At 42.3% G+C, this 20,690-nt stretch carries 23 protein-coding genes and 1 other annotated feature (1 of these 24 cut by a window edge); of the genes, 12 read left to right on the top strand and 11 right to left on the bottom strand.

The window, feature by feature from the left end:
- Positions 1 to 692 precede the first annotated feature (692 nt).
- The 4 genes from deoD to trhA all read right to left on the bottom strand — a co-directional run bounded on the left by deoD (position 693) and on the right by trhA (position 4,370).
- Positions 693 to 1,400 carry a purine-nucleoside phosphorylase gene (gene deoD, locus EEJ45_RS13690; protein ID WP_124565373.1) on the bottom strand — a complete coding sequence of 236 codons (708 nt, stop codon included), beginning with the start codon at positions 1,398 to 1,400 and terminating at the stop codon, positions 693 to 695.
- A 42-nt stretch (positions 1,401 to 1,442) separates the two neighbouring features.
- Entirely contained in the window at positions 1,443 to 2,615 is a 1,173-nt protein-coding gene (locus EEJ45_RS13685) for an MFS transporter (protein ID WP_124565372.1), read from the bottom strand.
- 158 nt (positions 2,616 to 2,773) lie between these two features.
- On the bottom strand, positions 2,774 to 3,532 hold the full coding sequence (locus EEJ45_RS13680; RefSeq protein WP_124565371.1) for a TrmB family transcriptional regulator: 759 nt from the start codon (positions 3,530 to 3,532) through the stop codon (positions 2,774 to 2,776).
- Positions 3,533 to 3,725: 193 nt separating this feature from the next.
- Complete coding sequence (gene trhA, locus EEJ45_RS13675; protein ID WP_124565370.1) at positions 3,726 to 4,370, bottom strand: PAQR family membrane homeostasis protein TrhA; 645 nt, start codon at positions 4,368 to 4,370, stop codon at positions 3,726 to 3,728.
- 148 nt (positions 4,371 to 4,518) lie between these two features.
- Between trhA and EEJ45_RS13670 the strand changes: the two genes are divergently transcribed.
- A complete protein-coding gene (locus EEJ45_RS13670; RefSeq protein ID WP_124565369.1) occupies positions 4,519 to 5,046 on the top strand; it encodes a DUF1836 domain-containing protein in 528 nt (175 codons plus the stop codon).
- A 26-nt stretch (positions 5,047 to 5,072) separates the two neighbouring features.
- Here EEJ45_RS13670 and EEJ45_RS13665 read toward each other — a convergent pair whose 3' ends face one another.
- The gene (locus EEJ45_RS13665) at positions 5,073 to 5,564 is read right to left on the bottom strand and encodes a YajQ family cyclic di-GMP-binding protein (RefSeq protein WP_124565368.1); all 492 of its coding nucleotides are present in this window, start codon (positions 5,562 to 5,564) and stop codon (positions 5,073 to 5,075) included.
- 176 nt (positions 5,565 to 5,740) lie between these two features.
- Between EEJ45_RS13665 and EEJ45_RS13660 the strand changes: the two genes are divergently transcribed.
- On the top strand, positions 5,741 to 6,592 hold the full coding sequence (locus EEJ45_RS13660; protein WP_245999920.1) for a CvfB family protein: 852 nt from the start codon (positions 5,741 to 5,743) through the stop codon (positions 6,590 to 6,592).
- Positions 6,593 to 7,143: 551 nt separating this feature from the next.
- On the opposite strand, the gene EEJ45_RS13655 is transcribed toward EEJ45_RS13660, so the two are convergent.
- The gene (locus EEJ45_RS13655) at positions 7,144 to 7,275 is read right to left on the bottom strand and encodes a DUF3941 domain-containing protein (protein WP_124565366.1); all 132 of its coding nucleotides are present in this window, start codon (positions 7,273 to 7,275) and stop codon (positions 7,144 to 7,146) included.
- A 77-nt stretch (positions 7,276 to 7,352) separates the two neighbouring features.
- Between EEJ45_RS13655 and EEJ45_RS13650 the strand changes: the two genes are divergently transcribed.
- Complete coding sequence (locus tag EEJ45_RS13650; RefSeq protein WP_124565365.1) at positions 7,353 to 8,210, top strand: YitT family protein; 858 nt, start codon at positions 7,353 to 7,355, stop codon at positions 8,208 to 8,210.
- 27 nt (positions 8,211 to 8,237) lie between these two features.
- Here EEJ45_RS13650 and EEJ45_RS13645 read toward each other — a convergent pair whose 3' ends face one another.
- The 3 genes from EEJ45_RS13645 to EEJ45_RS13635 form a co-directional block, all read right to left on the bottom strand.
- Positions 8,238 to 8,423, bottom strand: coding sequence for a DUF3813 domain-containing protein (locus EEJ45_RS13645; protein WP_124565364.1), 186 nt, complete (start codon positions 8,421 to 8,423; stop codon positions 8,238 to 8,240).
- Positions 8,423 to 8,569, bottom strand: a complete 147-nt coding sequence (locus tag EEJ45_RS13640) for a competence protein (protein WP_124565401.1) — start codon at positions 8,567 to 8,569, stop codon at positions 8,423 to 8,425. Before EEJ45_RS13640 ends, EEJ45_RS13645 begins: the two co-directional genes overlap by 1 nt.
- An 81-nt stretch (positions 8,570 to 8,650) precedes the next feature.
- Positions 8,651 to 9,460, bottom strand: a complete 810-nt coding sequence (locus EEJ45_RS13635) for a Cof-type HAD-IIB family hydrolase (protein ID WP_124565363.1) — start codon at positions 9,458 to 9,460, stop codon at positions 8,651 to 8,653.
- A gap of 349 nt (positions 9,461 to 9,809) precedes the next feature.
- Between EEJ45_RS13635 and EEJ45_RS13630 the strand changes: the two genes are divergently transcribed.
- Together EEJ45_RS13630 and clpB are read left to right on the top strand one after the other, a co-directional pair.
- A complete protein-coding gene (locus EEJ45_RS13630) occupies positions 9,810 to 9,989 on the top strand; it encodes a YjzC family protein (protein ID WP_124565362.1) in 180 nt (59 codons plus the stop codon).
- Positions 9,990 to 10,167: 178 nt separating this feature from the next.
- Positions 10,168 to 12,753 carry an ATP-dependent chaperone ClpB gene (clpB, locus tag EEJ45_RS13625; RefSeq protein ID WP_124565361.1) on the top strand — a complete coding sequence of 862 codons (2,586 nt, stop codon included), beginning with the start codon at positions 10,168 to 10,170 and terminating at the stop codon, positions 12,751 to 12,753.
- Positions 12,754 to 12,840: 87 nt separating this feature from the next.
- Here clpB and EEJ45_RS13620 read toward each other — a convergent pair whose 3' ends face one another.
- Complete coding sequence (locus EEJ45_RS13620; protein ID WP_124565360.1) at positions 12,841 to 13,023, bottom strand: YjzD family protein; 183 nt, start codon at positions 13,021 to 13,023, stop codon at positions 12,841 to 12,843.
- 145 nt (positions 13,024 to 13,168) lie between these two features.
- Here EEJ45_RS13620 and EEJ45_RS13615 point away from each other — a divergent pair, with 145 nt between their 5' ends.
- The 7 genes from EEJ45_RS13615 to EEJ45_RS13585 all read left to right on the top strand — a co-directional run bounded on the left by EEJ45_RS13615 (position 13,169) and on the right by EEJ45_RS13585 (position 19,315).
- On the top strand, positions 13,169 to 13,894 hold the full coding sequence (locus tag EEJ45_RS13615) for an alpha/beta fold hydrolase (RefSeq protein ID WP_124565359.1): 726 nt from the start codon (positions 13,169 to 13,171) through the stop codon (positions 13,892 to 13,894).
- 29 nt (positions 13,895 to 13,923) lie between these two features.
- Positions 13,924 to 14,721, top strand: coding sequence for an NAD-dependent epimerase/dehydratase family protein (locus EEJ45_RS13610; protein ID WP_124565358.1), 798 nt, complete (start codon positions 13,924 to 13,926; stop codon positions 14,719 to 14,721).
- A 67-nt stretch (positions 14,722 to 14,788) separates the two neighbouring features.
- Complete coding sequence (locus EEJ45_RS13605) at positions 14,789 to 14,971, top strand: ComZ family protein (RefSeq protein WP_124565357.1); 183 nt, start codon at positions 14,789 to 14,791, stop codon at positions 14,969 to 14,971.
- A gap of 264 nt (positions 14,972 to 15,235) precedes the next feature.
- Complete coding sequence (locus EEJ45_RS13600; protein WP_124565356.1) at positions 15,236 to 16,168, top strand: beta-ketoacyl-ACP synthase III; 933 nt, start codon at positions 15,236 to 15,238, stop codon at positions 16,166 to 16,168.
- 18 nt (positions 16,169 to 16,186) lie between these two features.
- Positions 16,187 to 17,428, top strand: a complete 1,242-nt coding sequence (gene fabF / locus EEJ45_RS13595) for a beta-ketoacyl-ACP synthase II (RefSeq protein ID WP_124565355.1) — start codon at positions 16,187 to 16,189, stop codon at positions 17,426 to 17,428.
- 187 nt (positions 17,429 to 17,615) lie between these two features.
- The gene (locus tag EEJ45_RS13590) at positions 17,616 to 18,404 is read left to right on the top strand and encodes a DUF2268 domain-containing putative Zn-dependent protease (RefSeq protein ID WP_124565354.1); all 789 of its coding nucleotides are present in this window, start codon (positions 17,616 to 17,618) and stop codon (positions 18,402 to 18,404) included.
- Between the two features lie 164 nt (positions 18,405 to 18,568).
- Positions 18,569 to 19,315 carry a YjbA family protein gene (locus tag EEJ45_RS13585; protein WP_124565353.1) on the top strand — a complete coding sequence of 249 codons (747 nt, stop codon included), beginning with the start codon at positions 18,569 to 18,571 and terminating at the stop codon, positions 19,313 to 19,315.
- Between the two features lie 319 nt (positions 19,316 to 19,634).
- Here the strand turns inward: EEJ45_RS13585 and trpS are convergent, their stop codons facing one another.
- Positions 19,635 to 20,624, bottom strand: a complete 990-nt coding sequence (gene trpS / locus EEJ45_RS13580) for a tryptophan--tRNA ligase (RefSeq protein WP_124565352.1) — start codon at positions 20,622 to 20,624, stop codon at positions 19,635 to 19,637.
- A gap of 45 nt (positions 20,625 to 20,669) precedes the next feature.
- Positions 20,670 to 20,690 (bottom strand) — a binding site (T-box leader); it runs 188 nt beyond the window's last position.

Here is a 20,690-nt window from a genome sequence, read left to right as displayed (position 1 = left end):
CAAGGTAGTCAAGGCATCGTACAAATTTACAGCAAAAGCAGTCAAAACGTACCGATGGAGCACGAGAGAGGATAAAAGAGAGGTGAGGTGCACCGCAAGAGCGTCTCGCGGAGCACGAGAGAGGGTAAAAGAGAGGTGAGGTGTCCCACAAGAGCGTCTCGCGGAGCACGAGAGAGGGTAAAAGAGAGGTGAGGTGCATCGCAAGAGCGTCTCGCGGAGCACGAGAGAAGGTAAAAGAGAGGTGAGGTGTCCCGCAAGAGCGTCTCGCGGAGCACGAGAGAAGTGAAAAGAGAGGTGAGGTGTCCCGCAAGAGCGTCTCGCGGAGCACGAGAGAGGGTAAAAGGGAGGTGAGGTGTCCCGCAAGAGCGTCTCGCGGAGCACGAGAGAGGGTAAAAGGGAGGTGAGGTGTCCCACAAGAGCGTCTCGCGGAGCACGAGAGAGAGTAAAAGAGAGGTGAGGTGTCCCACAAGAGCGTCTCGCGGAGCACGAGAGAAGTGAAAAGAGAGGTGAGGTGTCCCGCAAGAGCGTCTCGCGGAGCACGAGAGAGAGTAAAAGGGAGGTGAGGTGTCCCGCAAGAGCGTCTCGCGGAGCACGAGAGAAGTGAAAAGAGAGGTGAGGTGTCCCGCAAGAACGCCTTGCAGACCCCGAGAGAGTAAAAGAAGAAGCATCCGCCTGGACGGATGCTTGTCTTATTATTCTTTAATTGCTGCTTCCAATGCCATGATAATCATATCATTGAATGTTGTTTGGCGCTCTTCTGCTGTTGTTTCTTCACCAGTGAAGATGTGATCGCTCACTGTTAGAATAGATAGTGCCTTTGCATTATATTTAGCTGCAAGTGTGTAAAGTGCTGTTGTTTCCATTTCTACTGCAAGTACGCCGTATTCACCTAGTTTTTTCACCATGTCCATGCTTTCGCGGTAAAATACATCTGCTGTTAATACGTTACCAACGCGTACCTTCAGGTTCTGTTCTACTCCGGCTTCGTAAGCTTTTTTCAGTAGGTCGAAGTTTGCACAAGGTGCAAAGTCAAAGCCTGGGAATGTCAGGCGGTTCATGTTAGAGTCTGTGCAGGCTGTCATTGCGATGATTACGTCGCGCACATTAACATCTTTTTGAATACCACCGCATGTACCAACGCGAATCAATGTTTTAACGCCGTATTCGCGCATTAATTCGTTTACATAGATGGAGATAGATGGTACACCCATACCTGTTCCTTGTACAGATACACGCACGCCTTTGTATGTGCCTGTAAAGCCAAGCATACCGCGCACATTGTTATAGCAAGTTACATCTTCTAAAAATGTTTCTGCGATGTATTTTGCACGAAGTGGGTCTCCTGGAAGAAGGATGCGTTCTGCAATTTCACCTTGTTTTGCTTCAATATGTACACTCATGTAGGGCCGCTACGGTAATGCCGCAGCGGCATTCACCTCTCTTTACGATTTAGTTAGATTTGTTTCTATGATTTCACTTCGTCTGGTGACGGAGAAAATCGCACATGTAAGTGCCAGTAGGATAAATACAACGCCAGCCCAGGCATTATATAGGACAGAGCTTTTTTCGATAACAATGCCCCCAATCAGGGAACCCAGTGCAATCCCAAAATGACTTGCGGACGTATTCAATCCCATCTGGATGTCGGCTGTTTCTGGTGCGCTTTCAATAAGATAAGTTTGCTGAGCAGGTGCAATCGCCCAGCTTAGTGCGCTCCAAATCACAAGAATGATTAAAAATACATACAAAGGTAGCTTGGTCGCAAGCGGAAAAATAGTTAGAACAATCGCAAACAATGAGATGATCGTGAGAATGGAGCGCTGTGGTCCCCATTTATCTGATAACCATCCTCCTAAGCCGCCTCCTATAACCGCTGCTGTGCCAAATATAAAATATACAGCAGTAACAATACTTGGCGCTAGTCCTAGTGCATCCTGCAGGAACGGTGTTAAATACGCGTATAGCGTTAAATGTCCGGTTAGCATAAAAAATGTGATGAACTGTGCACTCAGAATTTTACTGCTGCGTAACGCTTGGATTTGTTTTCGAATGGGTACGACAGGTTTTGGTTCGATTGGATCAAGTAGTTTATAGATACAAATTATGGCTACAACCGTCAGAACAGACATGACAATAAATGTTGTACGCCAACCAAAAGCATTACCAATTACCATACCGAACGGAACTCCAAGCACAAGTGAGGCACTAATGCCCATAAAGACTGTGCCAATTGCACGACCTTGATACGCAGGTGCTACAATGCCAGATGCAATTGTAATCGTAAGTACAATCAGCAATGAGCCGGTGATGGCTGTTAGAATTCTTGCAATCATGAGCATTGTATAATCAGCACTCATTGCCGCAAGGATATTGCCTAGTAAGAATACAAACATCGTCCATATATAGAGTCGTTTGCGCTCCATTTTTGCGGTTATGTTTAGCAAAACAGGGGCTGAAAAGGCGAAAAACAATGAAAACACCGAAATCAGCTGTCCGGCCGCTCCAATTGAAACATCTAGATCATCAGCAACCAGTTTTAAAATGCCGCCAATGATAAATTCAACTGTTCCGACGATAAAGGCGGCCGCCGCCAGAATATACACGCGCATGTTCATGAAGACGTCCTCCTTCTTAAAAGTTACTACTAAAATAGTAACCTTTAAAGAGTGAAACAGCAAGAAATTTTTTAAAAAAACAGCAAATAAGCCACTGCGTGAGACAGGGCTTACATGCTCTTGCTAGGTTTGATTGGTACGTGAAACTGTTTCCGACCTTAGTATTTTAACCGCAACAATAACCGTCTAATCTCTTCATCGTGATTGAGCTGATCTAAATATTTGTCAGTAATCCGGACTAAAGCAACATCGTGGTAGAAGAAGTCGATGAAAAACTTTACGAAGGGTTGCGCCATTGTTCGCATGGCTTGCCAATTTCCTCCCTCTACGCCAGCGAAAAGAACTTCCTTGTGGTCAGCTACGACAAGCTGAAATCTCTCTAAAACCTTGTGTTCTTCAGACGGAATCAGGCTATGCAGATGAGATAAGTTTGTTTCTATGCGGCCAATCACTAAGCCCTCAATAGCTACACCTTGTCGTTCCTTTTCTTCAAGAAGTGGAATATAAGGAGCCAAATCATCATGCCATGCCGAGATGTAAATGGATTCACTTGCTTCTTCAATCAGCATTTTACAACCTGCATCAATAGAAGAGCGAACCTTTAAGCTCCACACACGATCGTCTCCAAAGTTTTTTTGAGATTTACGATTTTTAAGCTCAGTAATGTTTGTTTGGAAATCCTGTGTCAGTTTTTCAATGACAATATGTATTGGCAAAGCAGCATATAGCTTTTTCTTTTCTGATACAGTGTCCATAATAAGCCCCTTATCGATCATACGAGATAAAACTTCATATATCTTTGCCTTTGGAACACCGGAATATTTAACAATTGTCGTCGCATCCATAGGCTCATCTCCAGCGCTGAGTGTTTCGTATACTTTACTTTCATATTGAGAAAAACCAAATTTTTGAAGCATGCTTCCTCCTTGGGATAAACATAGAATCATCCGTTCTTTTTTATACAAGATTATACTATACGAAGTACAGATAGAAAAACAGCTCTTATGCTTGGGAAGAGTACATAAAATAGAGAGAAGATCTTTTTTCTATCTTTGTAAGGTTTGTCATGTGAACGGAAAAAAAGCTCTCATCTTTTGTGAGAGCCCGCGCTTAAATAACATATAGGAATACGCATAAGAAATGAGCGAAGCTACCAAGCATAATGAAAATATGGAAAATTTCATGATAGCCCATATATTTAAACGCCAGTAGCTTAGGCTTCATGCCGTAAATGATACCACCGATTGTATAAAGCATACCGCCGAGAATGAGCCAAAATAGTCCTTGTGGATGAAGTGATTTTGCAAGTGGAGAAGCGGCGAATACAATCATCCAGCCCATGGCAATGTACAAAACAGTGGACAGCCATCTCGGGCAATGAAACCAAATCATTTTAAACACAATACCACATACAGCTATTGCAACAACAGCTGCAAATAAGGTCCAGCCGGTGAAGCCGCGCAAGGTTACCAGGCAAAAGGGCGTATAAGAACCAGCAATTAAAATAAAAATCATAGAATGATCAAGTCGTCTTAAAAAAGAAATAACATGGTCTTTGGCAATCACCATATGATAGGTCGCTGAGGCCGCATACAATAAAATCATGCTGACGCCGAATACGATGACGGCGGCAACTGCCAGCGGAGAACTTTCTGCTGATGCTTTAATGACCATAGCCAAAAGAGCGATAAACGACAAAATGGCTCCGGCTAGATGAGTTAAGCCGTTAATAGGTTCGCGAATGTACGTTTTCATATCATAAACCTCCTATGACTACTTTATGTAGTTTTTAATACTACTTATTATGATACATATAATACGTTATGTGGTCAACGTTTAATATCGGTTGTGTGTATGCTATAATGAAAATACATATTATTGTTGTAAAAAAGGAGTTTGGATCGTGAAGGATATAGAACAAATTATAGCAGAGCTACAGCTAGGGAAGCAGCTTACGCTCTCAGATATGCCAAATATAGATTTATATATGGATCAAGTCATTCAACTGTTTGAGAATGTGTATGGAGAAACAACACGGGATAAAGATGATAAAGTTCTAACAAAAACGATGATTAATAACTATGCAAAAGGAAAGTTGTTGCCTCCTATTAAAAATAAGAAATACAGCCGCGAACATTTAATGATGATTAGTCTGATTTATCAGCTTAAAGGAGTATTATCTATACAAGATATAAAAAAACTGCTAGATTATTTGCAACAAGAAATGGTAGATGGCACGCTTGATTTGGCTGCCTTTTATAGTCAATATTCGGAGCTTCTTGCCGGTAATGTAGAACGATTTCAAACAGAAGTACTTGCTGAAAACGAAAAACTGCGATCGCAGGAAGAACGAATTCTCCTCATTGCTTCTCTTGTCAATATGAGCAATCTATACCGAAAAGTAGCGGAGAAGTTAGTAGACGAATTATAAAAAACGCCGAGTTTCTCGGCGTTTTTTTAGCGGTAGTTGATAAACTGCACATCTACCGATAAGTCAGCTTGACGTACAGCGGCGATAACAGCCTGCAAATCATCGCGATTTTTTCCTGTTACGCGAATTTGATCTTCTTGAATTTGACTTTTTACTTTTAGCTTCAAATCTTTGATAATGTTGTTAATTTTCTTTGCATCATCGCGGTCAATGCCTTGTTTAATAGATGCATGCTGACGTACAGTTCCGCCTGAGGCATTTTCAAGCTTACCGTACTCTAGGTTCTTAATAGGAATACCGCGTTTGACTAGCTTGCTGATTAGGACGTCTTTTAGCTGGCTTAGTTTGTAGTCATCGTCTGATACAAGCACAAGGCCATCCTTTTCAACAGTAATGTTGCTTTTACTTCCTTTAAAGTCATAACGTGTTTGAATCTCTTTTAAAGCAAGATTTACCGCATTTGTTACTTCAGGCATTTCAATTTTGGACACAATATCAAATGAGCTTTCTTTTGACATAAAGACACCTCCATAAAACTTGTCTAGCTTTATTATAAGGAAATTTGGGGATTTCGACAAATGAAGGAAGAATCATGTTATAATGGAAAGTCGTTTGGCACATAAAGTTAAAAGTAGCTTCTTTGTGAGGTAAAGCGTGCTTTATACAATTTTGTAAACGGAAGAGAGGAATGGAAATGTTACAACCAGGAAATGTACAAATGGTAACGGTTCTTCGTGAAACGGAAATCGGTTATATGGTTGGTTATGATACGGAAGAAGTATTTTTACATAGAAATGAAGTAGTGGGAGAGATTGAGGAAGGCGATTCCATTGATGTGTTTTTATATTTTGACCACCAAGGTCGTTTAACGGCAACGATGAAAACGCCGCTTGTGACCACAGAGAATTACAACTGGGCAACAGTTGTGAAGGTATTGCCGCGCAAGGGTGTATTTGTTGATATTGGCGTATCTAAGGATATTTTAATGCCCCATGACGAACTTCCGGGCTATCGTGGTGTTTGGCCAGATGAGGGCGATGAAGTATATTGCCGCCTAAAAGTAACGGGGCGCGGAAATTTAATTGCCCTTCGTGCCACAGATGATGAAATTGAAGATATGATGGTGGAGGCAACGCCGTCTATGCAAAATAAAAATGTGAGCGGTCGTATTTATAAAACAATGCATGAAGGCTCGGCTATTTTTACGGACGAGCACTTTATCGGCTTTATTCATCGCACGGAGCGCAAGGAAGAGCCGCGTATGGGACAGCGAGTGTCTGGCCGCATTATTAATGTCAAAGAAGATGGGACGATTAATGTATCGCTGCTGCCTCGTAAGCAGGAAGGTATGGACGCAGATGCACAGATGATTTATGAGTACATGGAAAGCCGAGGAGGTGCCATGCCATTTTGGGACAAAAGTGACCCTGTTGACATTCAGGAGCGCTTTTCAATTAGCAAGGCTGCGTTTAAGCGCGCGCTTGGTAAGTTAATGAAGGAAGAAAAGATCTATCAAGAAGAAGGTTGGACATATTTTAAACGCTAAAAAGCACGGGTGTACACCCGTGCTTTTGGTCCGAGAACCTTAGGTTCTATACCTAAGCGGTCGGCTCCGCTTTTCTTGATCCAGCTTCAGCGGCTAGGTGCTACCATCAGAGAACCTCCGCCCATAAAGGCAGAAAGCGGCTTTTTGGTCATGATTCGGCACCTGAACGAGCCGCTTCCGCTTTTCTAGTGTCCAGCTGCGCCTCCCAGGCCCTGCCACCTAAGAACCTCACCCACAAAAAGGCAAAGAACGCCTTTTAGGGCTGAGAACCTTAGGTTCTGTGCCTAAGCGGTCGGCTCCGCTTTTCTTGATCCAGCTCCAGCGGCTAGCTCCTCCGGTCCGAGAACCCTGGCTCATAAAGGCAAAAAGCGCCTTTTTGTGCCAGGAACCTCAGCCCTATGGAGCTGAACGAGCCGCTTCCGCTTTTCTTGGTGATCCAGCTTCAGCGGCTAGGTGCTACCATCAGAGAACCTCCGCCCATAAAGGCAGAAAGCGCCTTTTTGGTCAGAGAACCTCTGATTCGGCACCTAAACGAGCCGCTTCCGCTTTTCTTATAAATGATCTGTTTTTTCTGAGTAGGAGTGCTTGCCGTTCGTGGCGTTTTTAGCGCGCTCTAGGTTTTTTTGGCGACGCTTTGCGTTGTTGTCTTTTGCTTTTTTATCGTTGTCGCTTGTGTTAGACATAGAAATGCCTCCTTGTAGGTTATGGGTTTAGCTTTCCCGTTTCCGTACAGACTATGTATGAGGAAGGAGCGAGTGTTTTGGACCTGAAATTACCTTATACAGAGTTAGTGAAGAAGTTGTTTATTGTGATGCTTGGCGGCGTTTTAAATGCAGTTGCTATGAATTTGTTTTTAATTCCAGCAAACGTATATGCCAGTGGGTTTGCGGGATTGGCGCAGCTGTTGTCGCGCGTACTTGGGGATTTTACGCCAGTTAGTATTTCTACCGGTATTTTATATATCGCATTTAATATACCCGTTGTTATTTTAGCGTGGTTGAAGGTAGGGCGGTCGTTTACAATCTTTAGCTTTATTAGCATTGCGTTTACCACACTTTTTTTAGAAATTATTCCTATTAAAACTGTATCGACTGATATTATATTAAATGCGGTATTTGGTGGTGTGATTGCGGCAATTGGTATTGGTTTAACATTAAAATGGGGCGCTTCAACAGGTGGACTGGACATTATCGCGATGATTTTGTCTCGTATTAAAGATAAGCCATTGGGTACATACTTTTTTACATTTAATGCGTTTATTATTTTAACAGCAGGTTATTTGTACGGCTGGGAAAAAGCATTATATACCCTTGTGTCTTTATATGCTTCGACGCGCTTAATCGATGCGATTCACACACGGCACGTTAAGCTGACAACATTTATTGTAACGAAGCATGGACCAGAGCTGCGTAAAGCCATTCATGCCCACCTTGTGCGGGGCATTACAAGCCTTCCTGCAACAGGTGCGTTTACAAATGAAAACAAAGAAATGCTGATGATTGTGATAACACGCTATGAGTTATATGATTTACAGCGCATTATCCATGAGGTGGACCCGAAGGCATTTACGAATGTTGTACATACGGAGACTGTGCTAGGGTTGTTTCGAAAAGAATAAAGGAGAGTCAGGCGACTCTCCTTTTTACTATTGTAAATCTTGTAATTGCTGCTGCATTTCACGCAGCTGTGCTTTTTCCGCTGTAGAAGAATTTGCATAGGCGGATGAGAGAGCATTTTTTGCCTTCTCTACCATCTGCGGTTGTTCGGCCCCGGTGCACTGAACGGCTTGGGTCACTGCATCTCGTGCTTGTTGAAATAGCATGTTACCCATTATATCCCTCCTAAAGAAGAGTTATTGCGTTCTTTTTGTGCTTCGGCCTCGGCCAGGGTTAAATGATACGGGATTTTCTCATCATGTTTCATAACAGCATCAGATCCTTGTTGTACGAAACGTTTTGATTTGTTCTTTTTGCCCATCATATATTCCCCCTCTACATTGGCTGACACTTGTGGTGTCTTTTGTAGTATGTGTTAAAGGAGGAGAGCTATGAATGGAAATTATAAGCCAAGCAAATCTTCTAAATACAAAGCAATGCCGTCTTCTTCATTTGTTAGCGTCACATCATTGGCCAAGCTTTTCAGTTCATCAATGGCATTGCCCATGGCGACGCCGCGTCCGGCAAATTCAATCATTTCAAAATCGTTGTCTTCATCTCCAAAAGCAATAACATGTTCAGGAGAGATGTTGTAGTAATCCGTTAGCATTTTAAGACCAACAGCTTTGTTCATGCCGGTTTTGACAATTTCAATAATATGCCATGGTGCGGCCCAGCGGCGATGATCAATAACTTCTGCATGCACATCTGTTAGATGCGCTCGAATTTCTTCTACCATATGCTCATCCGCATCAATAAGCAAGCATGTTGGATCATGGTTTAAAATATGTAACAGGTCGCCTGTATACACTTTGGGAGAACCAAATTGGAAAATATGTTTCATGCCTTCATCAATTTGTTTTACATATACATCATCAATAACTTCAGCATAGATATTTTTAATGCCAAACGATGCACAAGCTTCCACAATTGCTTTTGCAGTTTGCAATTCAAGTGGTGTGTGATAGCTACCCCATGATGCGTCTAACGGGTGATGAACGTATGCACCATTGAAGTTAACAATAGGTGTATCAAGCTGCAGTTCTTGATAATACAAACTGCTTGCCCGGTAAGGACGGCCTGTTGAAATCGCCACCAAATGTCCCTGAGCGCGCGCCTTTTGCAGGGCGCTTTTCGTTCGAGCCGAAATGGTTTTATTGTCCTTCAGCAAAGTACCGTCTAAATCTACTGCAATAAGATGTTGGTTTCGCATAGTTTCACCTTTTATCTGAAATATTTTTACAATTCCATCTTACGCTCTTTTCCATAAGGTTGTCTACTCATGATTGAAAAAGTCAAGGGAAACATAGGTGAATTTTTGTAAAATCAGAAAAATATGTACAATTTGTGAAAAGGGTTTCATAAAGAAAAGAAAGCGCTTATAATAATGTATGTAATCTTCTCGTATAAGTTGTTTGACTCTCCTTGTTAGCTGGCCGAAGTGGCCAGTTTTTTTGTGACAGTAGCAAAATTTCGTTTCTGTATCTGTTTTTAAAGAGCATAAACCTGCCCATCAAGGACATAATAAATGCGTAACAACTTCCCCATAAGGAGAGATGCACATGGGTCAAAATCATCGATTCCGTCCAGGACAAAAGGCGCCCAATGACGGAACATACGTGGAAATCGGCGAAACGGGCAGCATGGTGAAGCATCCGAAAATGGTTAAGCTAAACGCGGGAGATGCATTTCCACAAACATCTAACCATAATCGTCAGTGGACATATAAACGAAAACCATAATTACCTAAGCGCAGGATTTTCCTGCGCTTTTTGTATGTAGACAAGTACAGCACATCTCAAATTACTATTTTTTAAAGCGTGAGCTTTTTTCTAATCTAAAGATTCTAGCACTTGCTTAATTTCTTTTGGTACATATAATAATAAATAAAGGTCAAAAAAGGTCAAAGGAGATGGTGATATGGATGTTAATCGAATGACAGAAAAGCTCCGGGAAGCAGTAGGACAAGCACAGACGATTGCAAATAATTATCAGCATCAGGAAATCGATGTCGTTCATATGCTGTTGGCTTTGTTTGAACAAAAAGGCGGTGTGGCACAGCGCATTCTGCAAAAGCTGCAGATCAATTCTGGACACATGAAAAAAGATTTGGAGATACAACTCGATAAGAAGCCTCGTGTGACGGGTGTAGAACATGGTAAATATGTTTCAGCAGCTCTTGGTCAGATGTTTACGAAAGCTGAAGAAGAGCGCAAGCAGCTGCATGATGAGTATATGTCAGTAGAGCATATTCTGCTTGCAAGCACAGACGGTAGCATGCGCGAACTATTAACAAAGCACGGTCTAACAAAAGATCGGATGCTACATGTACTAATGGAAATAAGGGGGAATCAACGCGTGACCAGCCAACATCCGGAAGCAACATATGAAGTATTACAAAAATATGGGCGTGACCTCGTACAAGAAGTACGGCAAGGGAAAATTGATCCTGTGATTGGACGCGATCATGAAATTCGCCGCGTCATTCGTATTTTATCAAGAAAAACGAAAAATAATCCAGTTCTTATCGGTGAACCAGGTGTTGGTAAAACGGCTATTGTAGAGGGATTAGCACAGCGCATTGTACGGAAAGACGTACCAGAAGGACTTAAAGATAAGACAGTATTTGCACTTGATATGAGCGCACTTGTGGCAGGTGCAAAGTTTCGCGGGGAGTTTGAAGAACGATTGCAAGCTGTTTTACACGAAGTGAAGAAAAGTGAAGGCCGCATTTTATTGTTCATTGACGAACTGCATACTATTGTTGGTGCCGGTAAAACGGAAGGTGCGATGGATGCCGGAAACATGCTAAAGCCGATGTTAGCGCGCGGGGAATTACATTGTATCGGTGCAACAACGTTAGATGAATACCGTAAATATATTGAAAAAGATCCTGCACTGGAACGCCGCTTTCAACAGGTGCAGGTCGAAGAACCAACTGTGGAGGATACGATTTCCATCTTACGCGGTTTAAAGGAACGATTTGAAATTCATCATGGCGTAAATATTCATGATCGTGCCTTGGTTGCGGCTGCCACATTGTCCGACCGTTATATTTCTGATCGCTTTTTGCCCGATAAAGCTATTGATTTAGTGGATGAAGCCTGTGCGACCATTCGAACTGAAATTGATTCACTTCCAACAGAGTTAGACGAGGTTACGCGCCGTATGATGCAGCTGGAAATTGAGGAAGCAGCACTTGGTAAGGAAACGGATGCTGCTAGTAAAAACCGTCTGGAGACGCTGCAGCGCGAGCTTGCCGAACTAAAGGAAAAAGCACATGCGATGCGCGCGCAGTGGCAACTTGAAAAAGAAGGAATTCAAGCCGTTCGCAATATGCGTGAACAGTTAGAGAAGTTGCGCCGCGAGTTGGAAGAAGCAGAAAGTAACTATGATTTAAATAAAGCTGCTGAGCTTCGCCACGGACGTATTCCGGCCCTTGAGAAAGAGCTTTATTTAGCAGAAGCAGAAGCAAATCAAAAGCAAATGGAAAATCGCTTGCTTCGGGAAGAGGTAACGGAAGAGGAAATTGCGACCATTGTATCAAGATGGACAGGCATACCAGTAACGAAGCTAGTAGAAGGTGAACGAGAAAAATTGCTGCGCTTAGAGAACATCTTATCTGAGCGTGTTGTCGGACAAGAAGAAGCAGTTGCGCTTGTTTCTGATGCGGTACTGCGCGCGCGTGCCGGTATTAAAGATCCAAATCGTCCAATCGGCTCCTTTATTTTCCTTGGACCTACCGGTGTTGGTAAAACGGAACTTGCTAAAGCACTCGCACAATCGCTGTTTGATAGCGAAGAGCAAATCATTCGTATTGATATGTCAGAGTATATGGAAAAGCATGCGGTATCAAGGCTTATCGGAGCTCCTCCAGGATATGTTGGGTATGAAGAAGGTGGTCAATTGACTGAAGCCGTACGCCGCAAGCCGTATTCTGTTATTTTGTTGGATGAAATTGAAAAGGCGCATCCGGAGGTATTCAATATTTTACTTCAGATGCTAGATGACGGAAGGGTAACTGACTCGCAAGGCCGAACCGTTGATTTTAAAAATACGGTCATTATCATGACATCTAATATTGGCTCGCATTATTTACTTGAAGGATTAGATGAAAAAGGTCTTATTCGAGAAGATACGCGTGAAAATGTCATGGGACAATTGCGCAATCATTTCCGTCCGGAGTTTTTAAATCGCGTAGATGAAATTATTTTATTTAAGCCGTTAACAACGAAGGAAATTACGCGTATTGTAGATAAAATTACAAGTGAACTACAGGAACGCTTGCATGTACGAAACATTGTACTTCATTTGAGTGAAGAGGCAAAAGCATTTGTGGCGAATGCGGGATTTGATCCGGCATACGGGGCAAGACCATTGAAGCGTTATATGCAGCGTCAAATTGAAACGAAGTTAGCACGCGCTCTTATTGCAGGTACTATTTCTGACAACAGTACTGTTTCTATTGAGGTAGAAAACGGAGAATTGGTTGTAAAAACAGTATGATGAAAAAGCATGGGTTTTGAACTGCACCTCCGGTTGTTAGACACGTCTAACAATCGAGGTGCAGTTCAATCCCGCGCAAGGTCGCTCTTAGTGATGCTCTACCGGCTCATTTGGAATTAAAGCGGTCATCGCAACAACAATTACACCCACAACAACAGACAAGATTGTAGCTTGTATAAAGTCATATGTACTGTCTGTCATGGAGGAGATTACGTAGCTGGCCATTTGCATTAAGAAAAATGACCACAGGAACGCCGTGATAAATTGCATGTGATTCACACTCCTATTGTTCAATTCATTCTTATTGTATCATAAAGAAACCGTTAGCATAGAAAATATTTTTAACGTTAGGGCAAATGAAACTTCGCTACATACAGTATAGAAGAATGTATTTTAACAGTAAGGCGGGGGAGATATGTGTGTCACAGAACGATTTTTTTATTTGGAACAAGAGCCATGTGTTATTCATCTGCCCGAAAAGCCAAACGGTTTTGGAATTATGATATTGGGCGATTATCATCATTTTGTTGAGAGTGGTACAAGTTTGTGGTTGCAGCATAGCGGCCGATCGCGTCTTCTTGAAGAACTGCGCAATATGGGCTATACCCTTTTCACATCTAATTTGTATGGGCGGCATTGGGGAGCAGAAAAAGCGATGCGACTTGCAAAGCGTTTGTATCATGTTGTGATGAAAAAGGAAATTTTAAACGATAAAATTCATATGATAGCAGAAGGGATGGGCGCTCTTATTGCGCTTGATATGATGCAAGATATGCCGGTGCGCTCAGCGGTTATGTTTAATCCTTGCCTAGATTTACCTGCTCATCTCCATGCGGAAAAGGAACATAAATTTTTTTATGGTCGACTTGTTAAGGAGCTAACGTACTCATATGAAATGAAAGAAGAGAATATATTGACTCATATTAAAAAGCACTCGTTTCGTAATTATCATTCATCAGTGCCTGTTAAAATGTTGATTCCTATTCATGAAAAGAAAGAGCGAAAAGCAATATATAGAGAGTTTGAGCAGATGCGCGCTAAAAGTGGAAATCCAATTGCCTTATCGTTTCATCTGAAAGAGCATAAATATAAAACAGCGCGATCTATCATTCAATTTTTTAAAAAGCATGAAACCCTATAAAGGATTAGTAGTTCAGAGGAGGGATGATAATGAAAGGTGCAGTCGTCATAGGTGCGTTATCATTTATCGGTTATCATCTTGTTCAAACACTGTTAAAAGAAGGGGTAGAAGTTTTGGCGTTTGACACAGAGGATTTGCTTGCAGCAACGCGTATCAGTGAAGAAAAGTTGTTGCTTATTGGTCGACATGCAGGATTTTCTTATCATAGCTTGGGCGAGAGAGAAGAGGTAGAAGCAAATCATACGCAAACGGTATATTTTTGTTTGTGTGACCCAAATGAAGCACAGCTTTCTCAAGATACAATTGTGCATTTGCAAAGAGTCATTGGAATTTGTAGGAAATATGGGCTACAGCTCATTTTGATATCAAGTATCAGCCCGAGTGATACCATGATGCAGGTCGAAACAGAGGTGCAATCATATGAGTTTTCGTCGGTGCTTCGTGTACCAGCTGTATACGGTCCGTGGCAACCTCAGTTCATGGTGTATCAACAGCTGATTGTCGCTGCTATTTCAAAACGAGAGCCTATTGTGACCGTTTCTGAAAATAACACAGATGCCGTATACGTAGAAGATGTAGTAACGTGCTTATATGAGCTTGGAAAAAACAATGTTCTCGGTATGTACTATGTGGAGAGTGGCGAGGCAAACACCTGGGACAGAGGGATAGAACTGTTGAATGGAAATCGTAACATTATGACAATAAGTAAGCGTATAGTCAAAAAAACTGGTTCGTCATATCCACTTCGAGCAAAGAGAACGCTGCAAGAAGGGTTGGAACTACAAAAACGGCATGTGAAAATATATGAGAGCTTGTACAATGTGTAAGTCGCTTCTCTTTTTATGCTCCTATTTGCTATAATGAATGTGCATTATAAGGAAAAGGAGCATACATATGGATCAACAAAGAAGCATGCAGTTTATGCAAATCGCCTTTCAATATTTGCCAGAAGCAAAAGCTTTACTCGAAAAAAGTGGAGTGGAGCTTGATATGTCCATGGCGCAACCCGTTATGGATCTGCTTATTAAAGTAATGAATGAGGCGTACGAATTGGGAAAACAGGACGCACAAAACTAAGCTGGCATATGCCGGCTTTTTTGCAGTTAAAAAAGTATGAGTTTTTTGGGTGTTGTTTAGCTGTAGTAGCTAAATGAGATGATTATGCTTTTTATGTGTTCCCAGTTCTATTTAATCCAAAAAAGGATTTTTTTTGGTGAGAACCTTAGCTTCTGTGCCTGAACGGTTGGCTCCGCTTTTCTATTTGCATATAGACAAATTGCAGAGCATACGCTAAAATTAGTACCAAGTCATAATAATTGATATAAAATGGAGGGATTCCGGATGAACGCAGGTATTTTAGGTGTAGGAAGGTATGTACCGGAACGGATTGTCACCAATGCAGATCTGGAGAAAATTGTCGATACTTCAGATGAATGGGTTCGTACACGCACAGGCATCGAAGAACGTCGTATCGCGGATGATGCAGTAAATACATCACACATGGCAGTCGAAGCAGCGCGTGAAGCCATACGTGATGCAGGAATTAGTGCGGAGCAAATTGAATTAATTTTAGTGGCTACCGTAACGCCCGATTATCCATTTCCGACAGTCGCATGTATGATTCAAGAGGAACTGGGTGCAAAACAGGCAGCTGCGATGGATGTGAGCGCAGCATGTGCTGGTTTTATGTATGGTATGATTACAGCACAGCAGTTTATTAAAACGGGCACATATAAATATGTATTAGTTGTGGGGAGCGATAAGCTTTCAAAAATAGTAGATTGGAAGGATCGAAATACCGCTGTGTTATTTGGAGATGGTGCCGGAGCTGCGGTAATGGGTCCTGTTTCTGAAGGGCGTGGTATTTTATCATTCGAACTTGGTGCTGATGGCTCTGGAGGGATGCATCTGTATCAGGATGAATATGTTATGATGAATGGTAGAGAAGTATTTAAATTTGCCGTGCGTCAGATGGGCGATTCATCTGTGCGCGTTCTTGAAAAGGCAGGGCTAACAAAAGAAGATGTTGATTTCCTTATTCCACATCAAGCGAATATTCGCATTATGGAGGCAGCGAGACAACGTTTAGATTTGCCTGATGAAAAAATGAGTAAAACGATTGCGAAATTTGGTAATACGTCAGCATCGTCTATTCCCATTGCGCTCGTGGAAGAGCTGAATAATGGTAAAATTAAAGACGATGATTTGATTGTACTCGTCGGTTTTGGCGGCGGTTTAACATGGGGAGCTGTGGCTCTTCGTTGGGGCAAATAAAGTAAAGGAGAGCTGAATATGGAAAAGAAGCGAGTTGTAGTAACAGGATTAGGTGCGCTTACACCAGTTGGTAAGGATGCGCAAACATCTTGGGAAAATATTATACAAGGTAAATCAGGAATTGGCTATTTAACGAGGTTAGATAAAGAGATGTATCCCGCTAAAGTCGCTGCGGAAATCCATGATTTTAACCCGGAAGAATACATTGATAAGAAAGAAGCGCGCCGTATGGATCGCTTTACACAATATGCAGTTGCGGCTGCAAAAATGGCTGTACAGGATGCAAAATTGGAAATTACAGATGAAAACGCACCGCGCATTGGTGTTTGGATTGGTTCTGGAATTGGCGGTATGGAGACATATGAGGAGCAGTACCGTATCTTTCTTGAAAAAGGACCGCGCCGCGTTAGTCCATTCTTTGTACCAATGATGATTCCAGATATGGCTGCAGGACAAGTGTCCATCGCTTTAGGGGCAAAGGGAATCAACTCTTGCTCGGTTACTGCTTGTGCATCTGGTGCGAACTCTATTGGTGATGCCTTTAAAGTCATTCAGCGCGGTGATGCAGTGGCGATGATAACTGGAGGAACAGAAGCGCCGCTTACGCATATGGCATTTGCGGGCTTTAGCTCAGCGAAGGCGCTGACATTTCATGATGATCCGAATACGGCATGTCGCCCGTTTGATAAAAACCGTAGCGGTTTTGTTATGGGGGAAGGCGCAGGTATTTTGGTGTTAGAAGAGCTTGAGCACGCACTTGCACGAGGCGCGCATATTTACGCGGAAATTGCAGGTTATGGAGCGACAGGAGATGCGTTTCATATTACACTTCCGGCACCGGGCGGAGAAGGCGGCGTTCGTGCGATGCGTCAAGCTCTGGCGGATGCAGGTTTGCAACCAGAGGATGTGGATTATATCAATGCACATGGTACAAGTACAGAAGCCAATGAAAAGTATGAAACAATGGCTATTAAAGAAGTATTTGGCGAACATGCATACAAGGTAGCGGTGAGTTCAACGAAGTCTATGACAGGTCACTTACTAGGAGCAGCAGGTGCTGTTGAGGCTATCTTCTCCGTTAAAGCCATTGAAGATGGCATTATACCACCTACTATCAACTATGAAACACCAGATCCGGAATGTGACTTGGACTATGTACCAAATGTAGCAAGAAGACAAGAGGTGCGAGCGGTTCTTAGCAACTCTCTAGGTTTTGGCGGTCATAATGCCGCATTAGTATTCAAAAAATACGAAGCATAAAACAAATAAGGATGTCCCTAAGAGGACATCCTTATTTGTTTTATCAGTAACAGACCATAAGCGCAATATTCATCTTTAGGAGCGAATGGTAGCTGCATTAAAAACAATATTAATTTTCTGCTTGTACTTATAGAGTAATCCCTCACATTCTTTCATATGTATAAAAGAGAAAGGAGGAGGGACTGTTATGGCAATTATAGACACGTATAGTTGGCTAGAAGAACATTATGAAAAGCCAGAGGAAATTTGTCGCCATTTCACAGAATATATGCCGTTAAAGCCAATGGATATTTATCATTTTCTACAATCTCGGGGTATGTACCGGCCAGTCAAAGGAAGAAGAAATGAGCTTCGTGAGCGTAAAGAAGTATGGCATATTCTGCAATCTGAATTTGCAGCGCTGCGCCGCTGGCTAAAAGGTCCAGATGTGCCCGTATATATTTTACCAGCAGACCGTTTTAATCGGTATATACAGCGGCAATACAATGGAAAATCAGGTTTAGCATTTCGGACTTGCATCTTTTTATTTGTTTCCAGTAATAACAGTACAGATGAGCTTCGGGCAATGTTGACTCATGAATATCATCACGTATGCCGGCTGGCGGCATTTTATAAAGAAGAAGAGAAGTATACGTTGTTAGATACAATGGTATTGGAGGGATTAGCAGAAGCGGCGGTAGCTGCGCGTCATACACCTGAGATGCATGCAGCATGGGTTTCGTATTATACAAAGGAAGAAGCTATCCGCTTGTGGCATCGTTATATAAAAGGACATATAGACGTAAGAAAAGGTACGAAGTTACACGAAGAACTTGTCAACGGACTTGGACGTTATCCAAGGTTACTAGGGTACTGTGTAGGTTACCATATCGTACAGGATTGTCTTGCACATCATAAGCTGAATACAGCACGTTTACTTGGTATCGATTCACGCAAAATTTTACAATATGCGGAGGGATTTTCTACCAAAGATTAAATTGCTGTCAGATTATTTGATACGAATATGAGGAATTTCAGAATGAAAACGAAAAGTAATGCAGAATTTATACAATATCAGAATATATTCCCATTCGTGGAATAAACTTACCGGCGCGTGACCATACTGATATCTACAAACAGTTGTGAAGTGAGGGGTAAGACATGTTGTATCTGCATGATGTATGGGTAAACTGGTTTGAAGGTGAAGAAAATGGTTATAATGTATGTCATTTCTATGAGTGGCGCAAGGATGACACGATTGAATTGCTAGATCAAGTGCCACTTTTGAAAGTTGACTCTGTTTTGTATCATTACATTGAGAATGAGCTTTCAGAGCTTCCGCCGCGCTTGCTCGAGGACATACACCAAAAGGCGTATATCCGTAAAAATCACGAGCGAATTCAATTAGATTATTGCTTTGTTGTTTCTGATGGTAAAGGCATTCTGGCAGTCGATACAATCGGTTATAATGTACCGATTCGCAAAAGTAGGCTTATTCCGCGCCAAGAACAAATGGTGTATGAAATGATCGAAAATGCGCAAACGCATAGCTATGAATTGCGAGCTACAGCAGACAAGAAGGAACATCATATTTTATCGCCCTCTCCTTACATAATGAACGGACTAACAAGAAAAGAGAGACAGCTCAAACAGCTATTATTCATGGCACTAGATCAATTGCGAACAGCGAAGAACACATCGGAAATACGCTATTGGTATACAGAATGGGAGCCAAGCGCTTACAATGATGTGCAAAACTTAGCCTTTGATGACATCTGGACGCGCTTATATGAAGAAACGAAGTACGGCTGGACAGATAAGCATGAAAGCCTATGTGAACGCCTTGTTAAAGGACAACCCTTTTTCGAGAAGTTGTGGGAGATTGAAAAAGAGGAAAAAGTAAATTAAAAAGCTGTTCCGGCATTTCCGGAACAGCTTTTTATTCCGCTTCTGCCCCTAAGCAGGGCGCTTCCGCTTTTCTTGTGTCTAGCTATGCTGGCTAGGCGCTGCCATCAGAGAACCTCCGCCCATAAAGGCAAAAAGCGCCTTTTCGATCGGAGAACCTCTGCTTTTGCGCCTAAACGAGCCAGCTCCGCTTTTCTTGTGTCTAGCTCCAGCGCCCAGGTGCTGCCAGCGGATAACCCTCCCCCTTGCAAGGCAAAAAGCGCCTTTACAGGGGAAGGAACCTCCGCTTCTGCCCCTAAACAGGGCGCTTCCGCTTTTCTTGTTACCTGCGTTTTCTGCTGAGTCCCATTGCGTTTTCTACTTTGCGTAATTGCTTCATCGCAACGCGGTTTGCTTTTTCCGCACCCTGTTCTAAAATATCATCCAACTCAGGAGAGTTAATTAGTTCATGGTAGCGATCTTGAATTGGTTTTAATGCATCGATGACAACTTGCGCTAAATCCGCTTTGAATTCTCCGTAGCCCTTACCTTCGTATTGCGTTTCTAATTCCTCAATCGTTTTTCCTGCGAAAGATGAGTAAATCGTGAGTAAGTTTGAAATACCTGGTTTGTTTTCTTTATCGTATTTCACAATACCATCTGAATCAGTAACTGCACTTTTGATTTTCTTTTCAATCATCTTCGGCTCATCAAGCAAACTAATCATAGACTTTACATTTGGATCAGATTTGCTCATTTTCTTTGTCGGTTCTGTTAATGACATTACACGAGCGCCAACTTTAGGAATTCGAATTTCAGGAATGGTAAATACTTCGCGGTAACGATTATTAAAGCGCTCTGCTAAGTCGCGTGTTAGCTCAATATGCTGCTTTTGATCATCACCAACTGGTACAATTTCTGTGCCATACAGTAAAATATCGGCTGCCATAAGCGGCGGATAAGTAAGCAAAGCTGCAGATACAGCGTCTTTTCCTTTTGATTTATCCTTAAATTGTGTCATCCGCTCTAGCTCGCCGATATAGGATACGCATTGCATAATCCATCCAAGCTGCGCGTGCGCAGGAACTTCAGATTGTACAAATAGCGTGGATTTATCCGGATCAATGCCGCACGCCAGATACAATGCTGCAAGGCTGCGAATGTTTTTACGTAGCGCCACAGGATCTTGTGCTACTGTAATTGCATGCTGGTTTACAATACAGAAATAACAATCATGTTCATTTTGTAGCTCTGTAAACTGTTTCATCGCTCCTAAATAATTACCGATTGTAATCGTTCCGCTCGGCTGAATGCCTGAAAAAATAACTGCCATAAAAAAACCTCCTAAACATAATAAAAAGGCCCATCCATCCCTTAATCTAGGGACGAATGGACCGCG

Source organism: Ectobacillus antri, assembly GCF_003852715.1.
Lineage (GTDB): Bacteria > Bacillota > Bacilli > Bacillales > Bacillaceae_G > Ectobacillus > Ectobacillus antri.
Note: the sequence above shows the minus strand (reverse complement) of the source record. Positions and strands in the feature narration are given on the sequence as shown.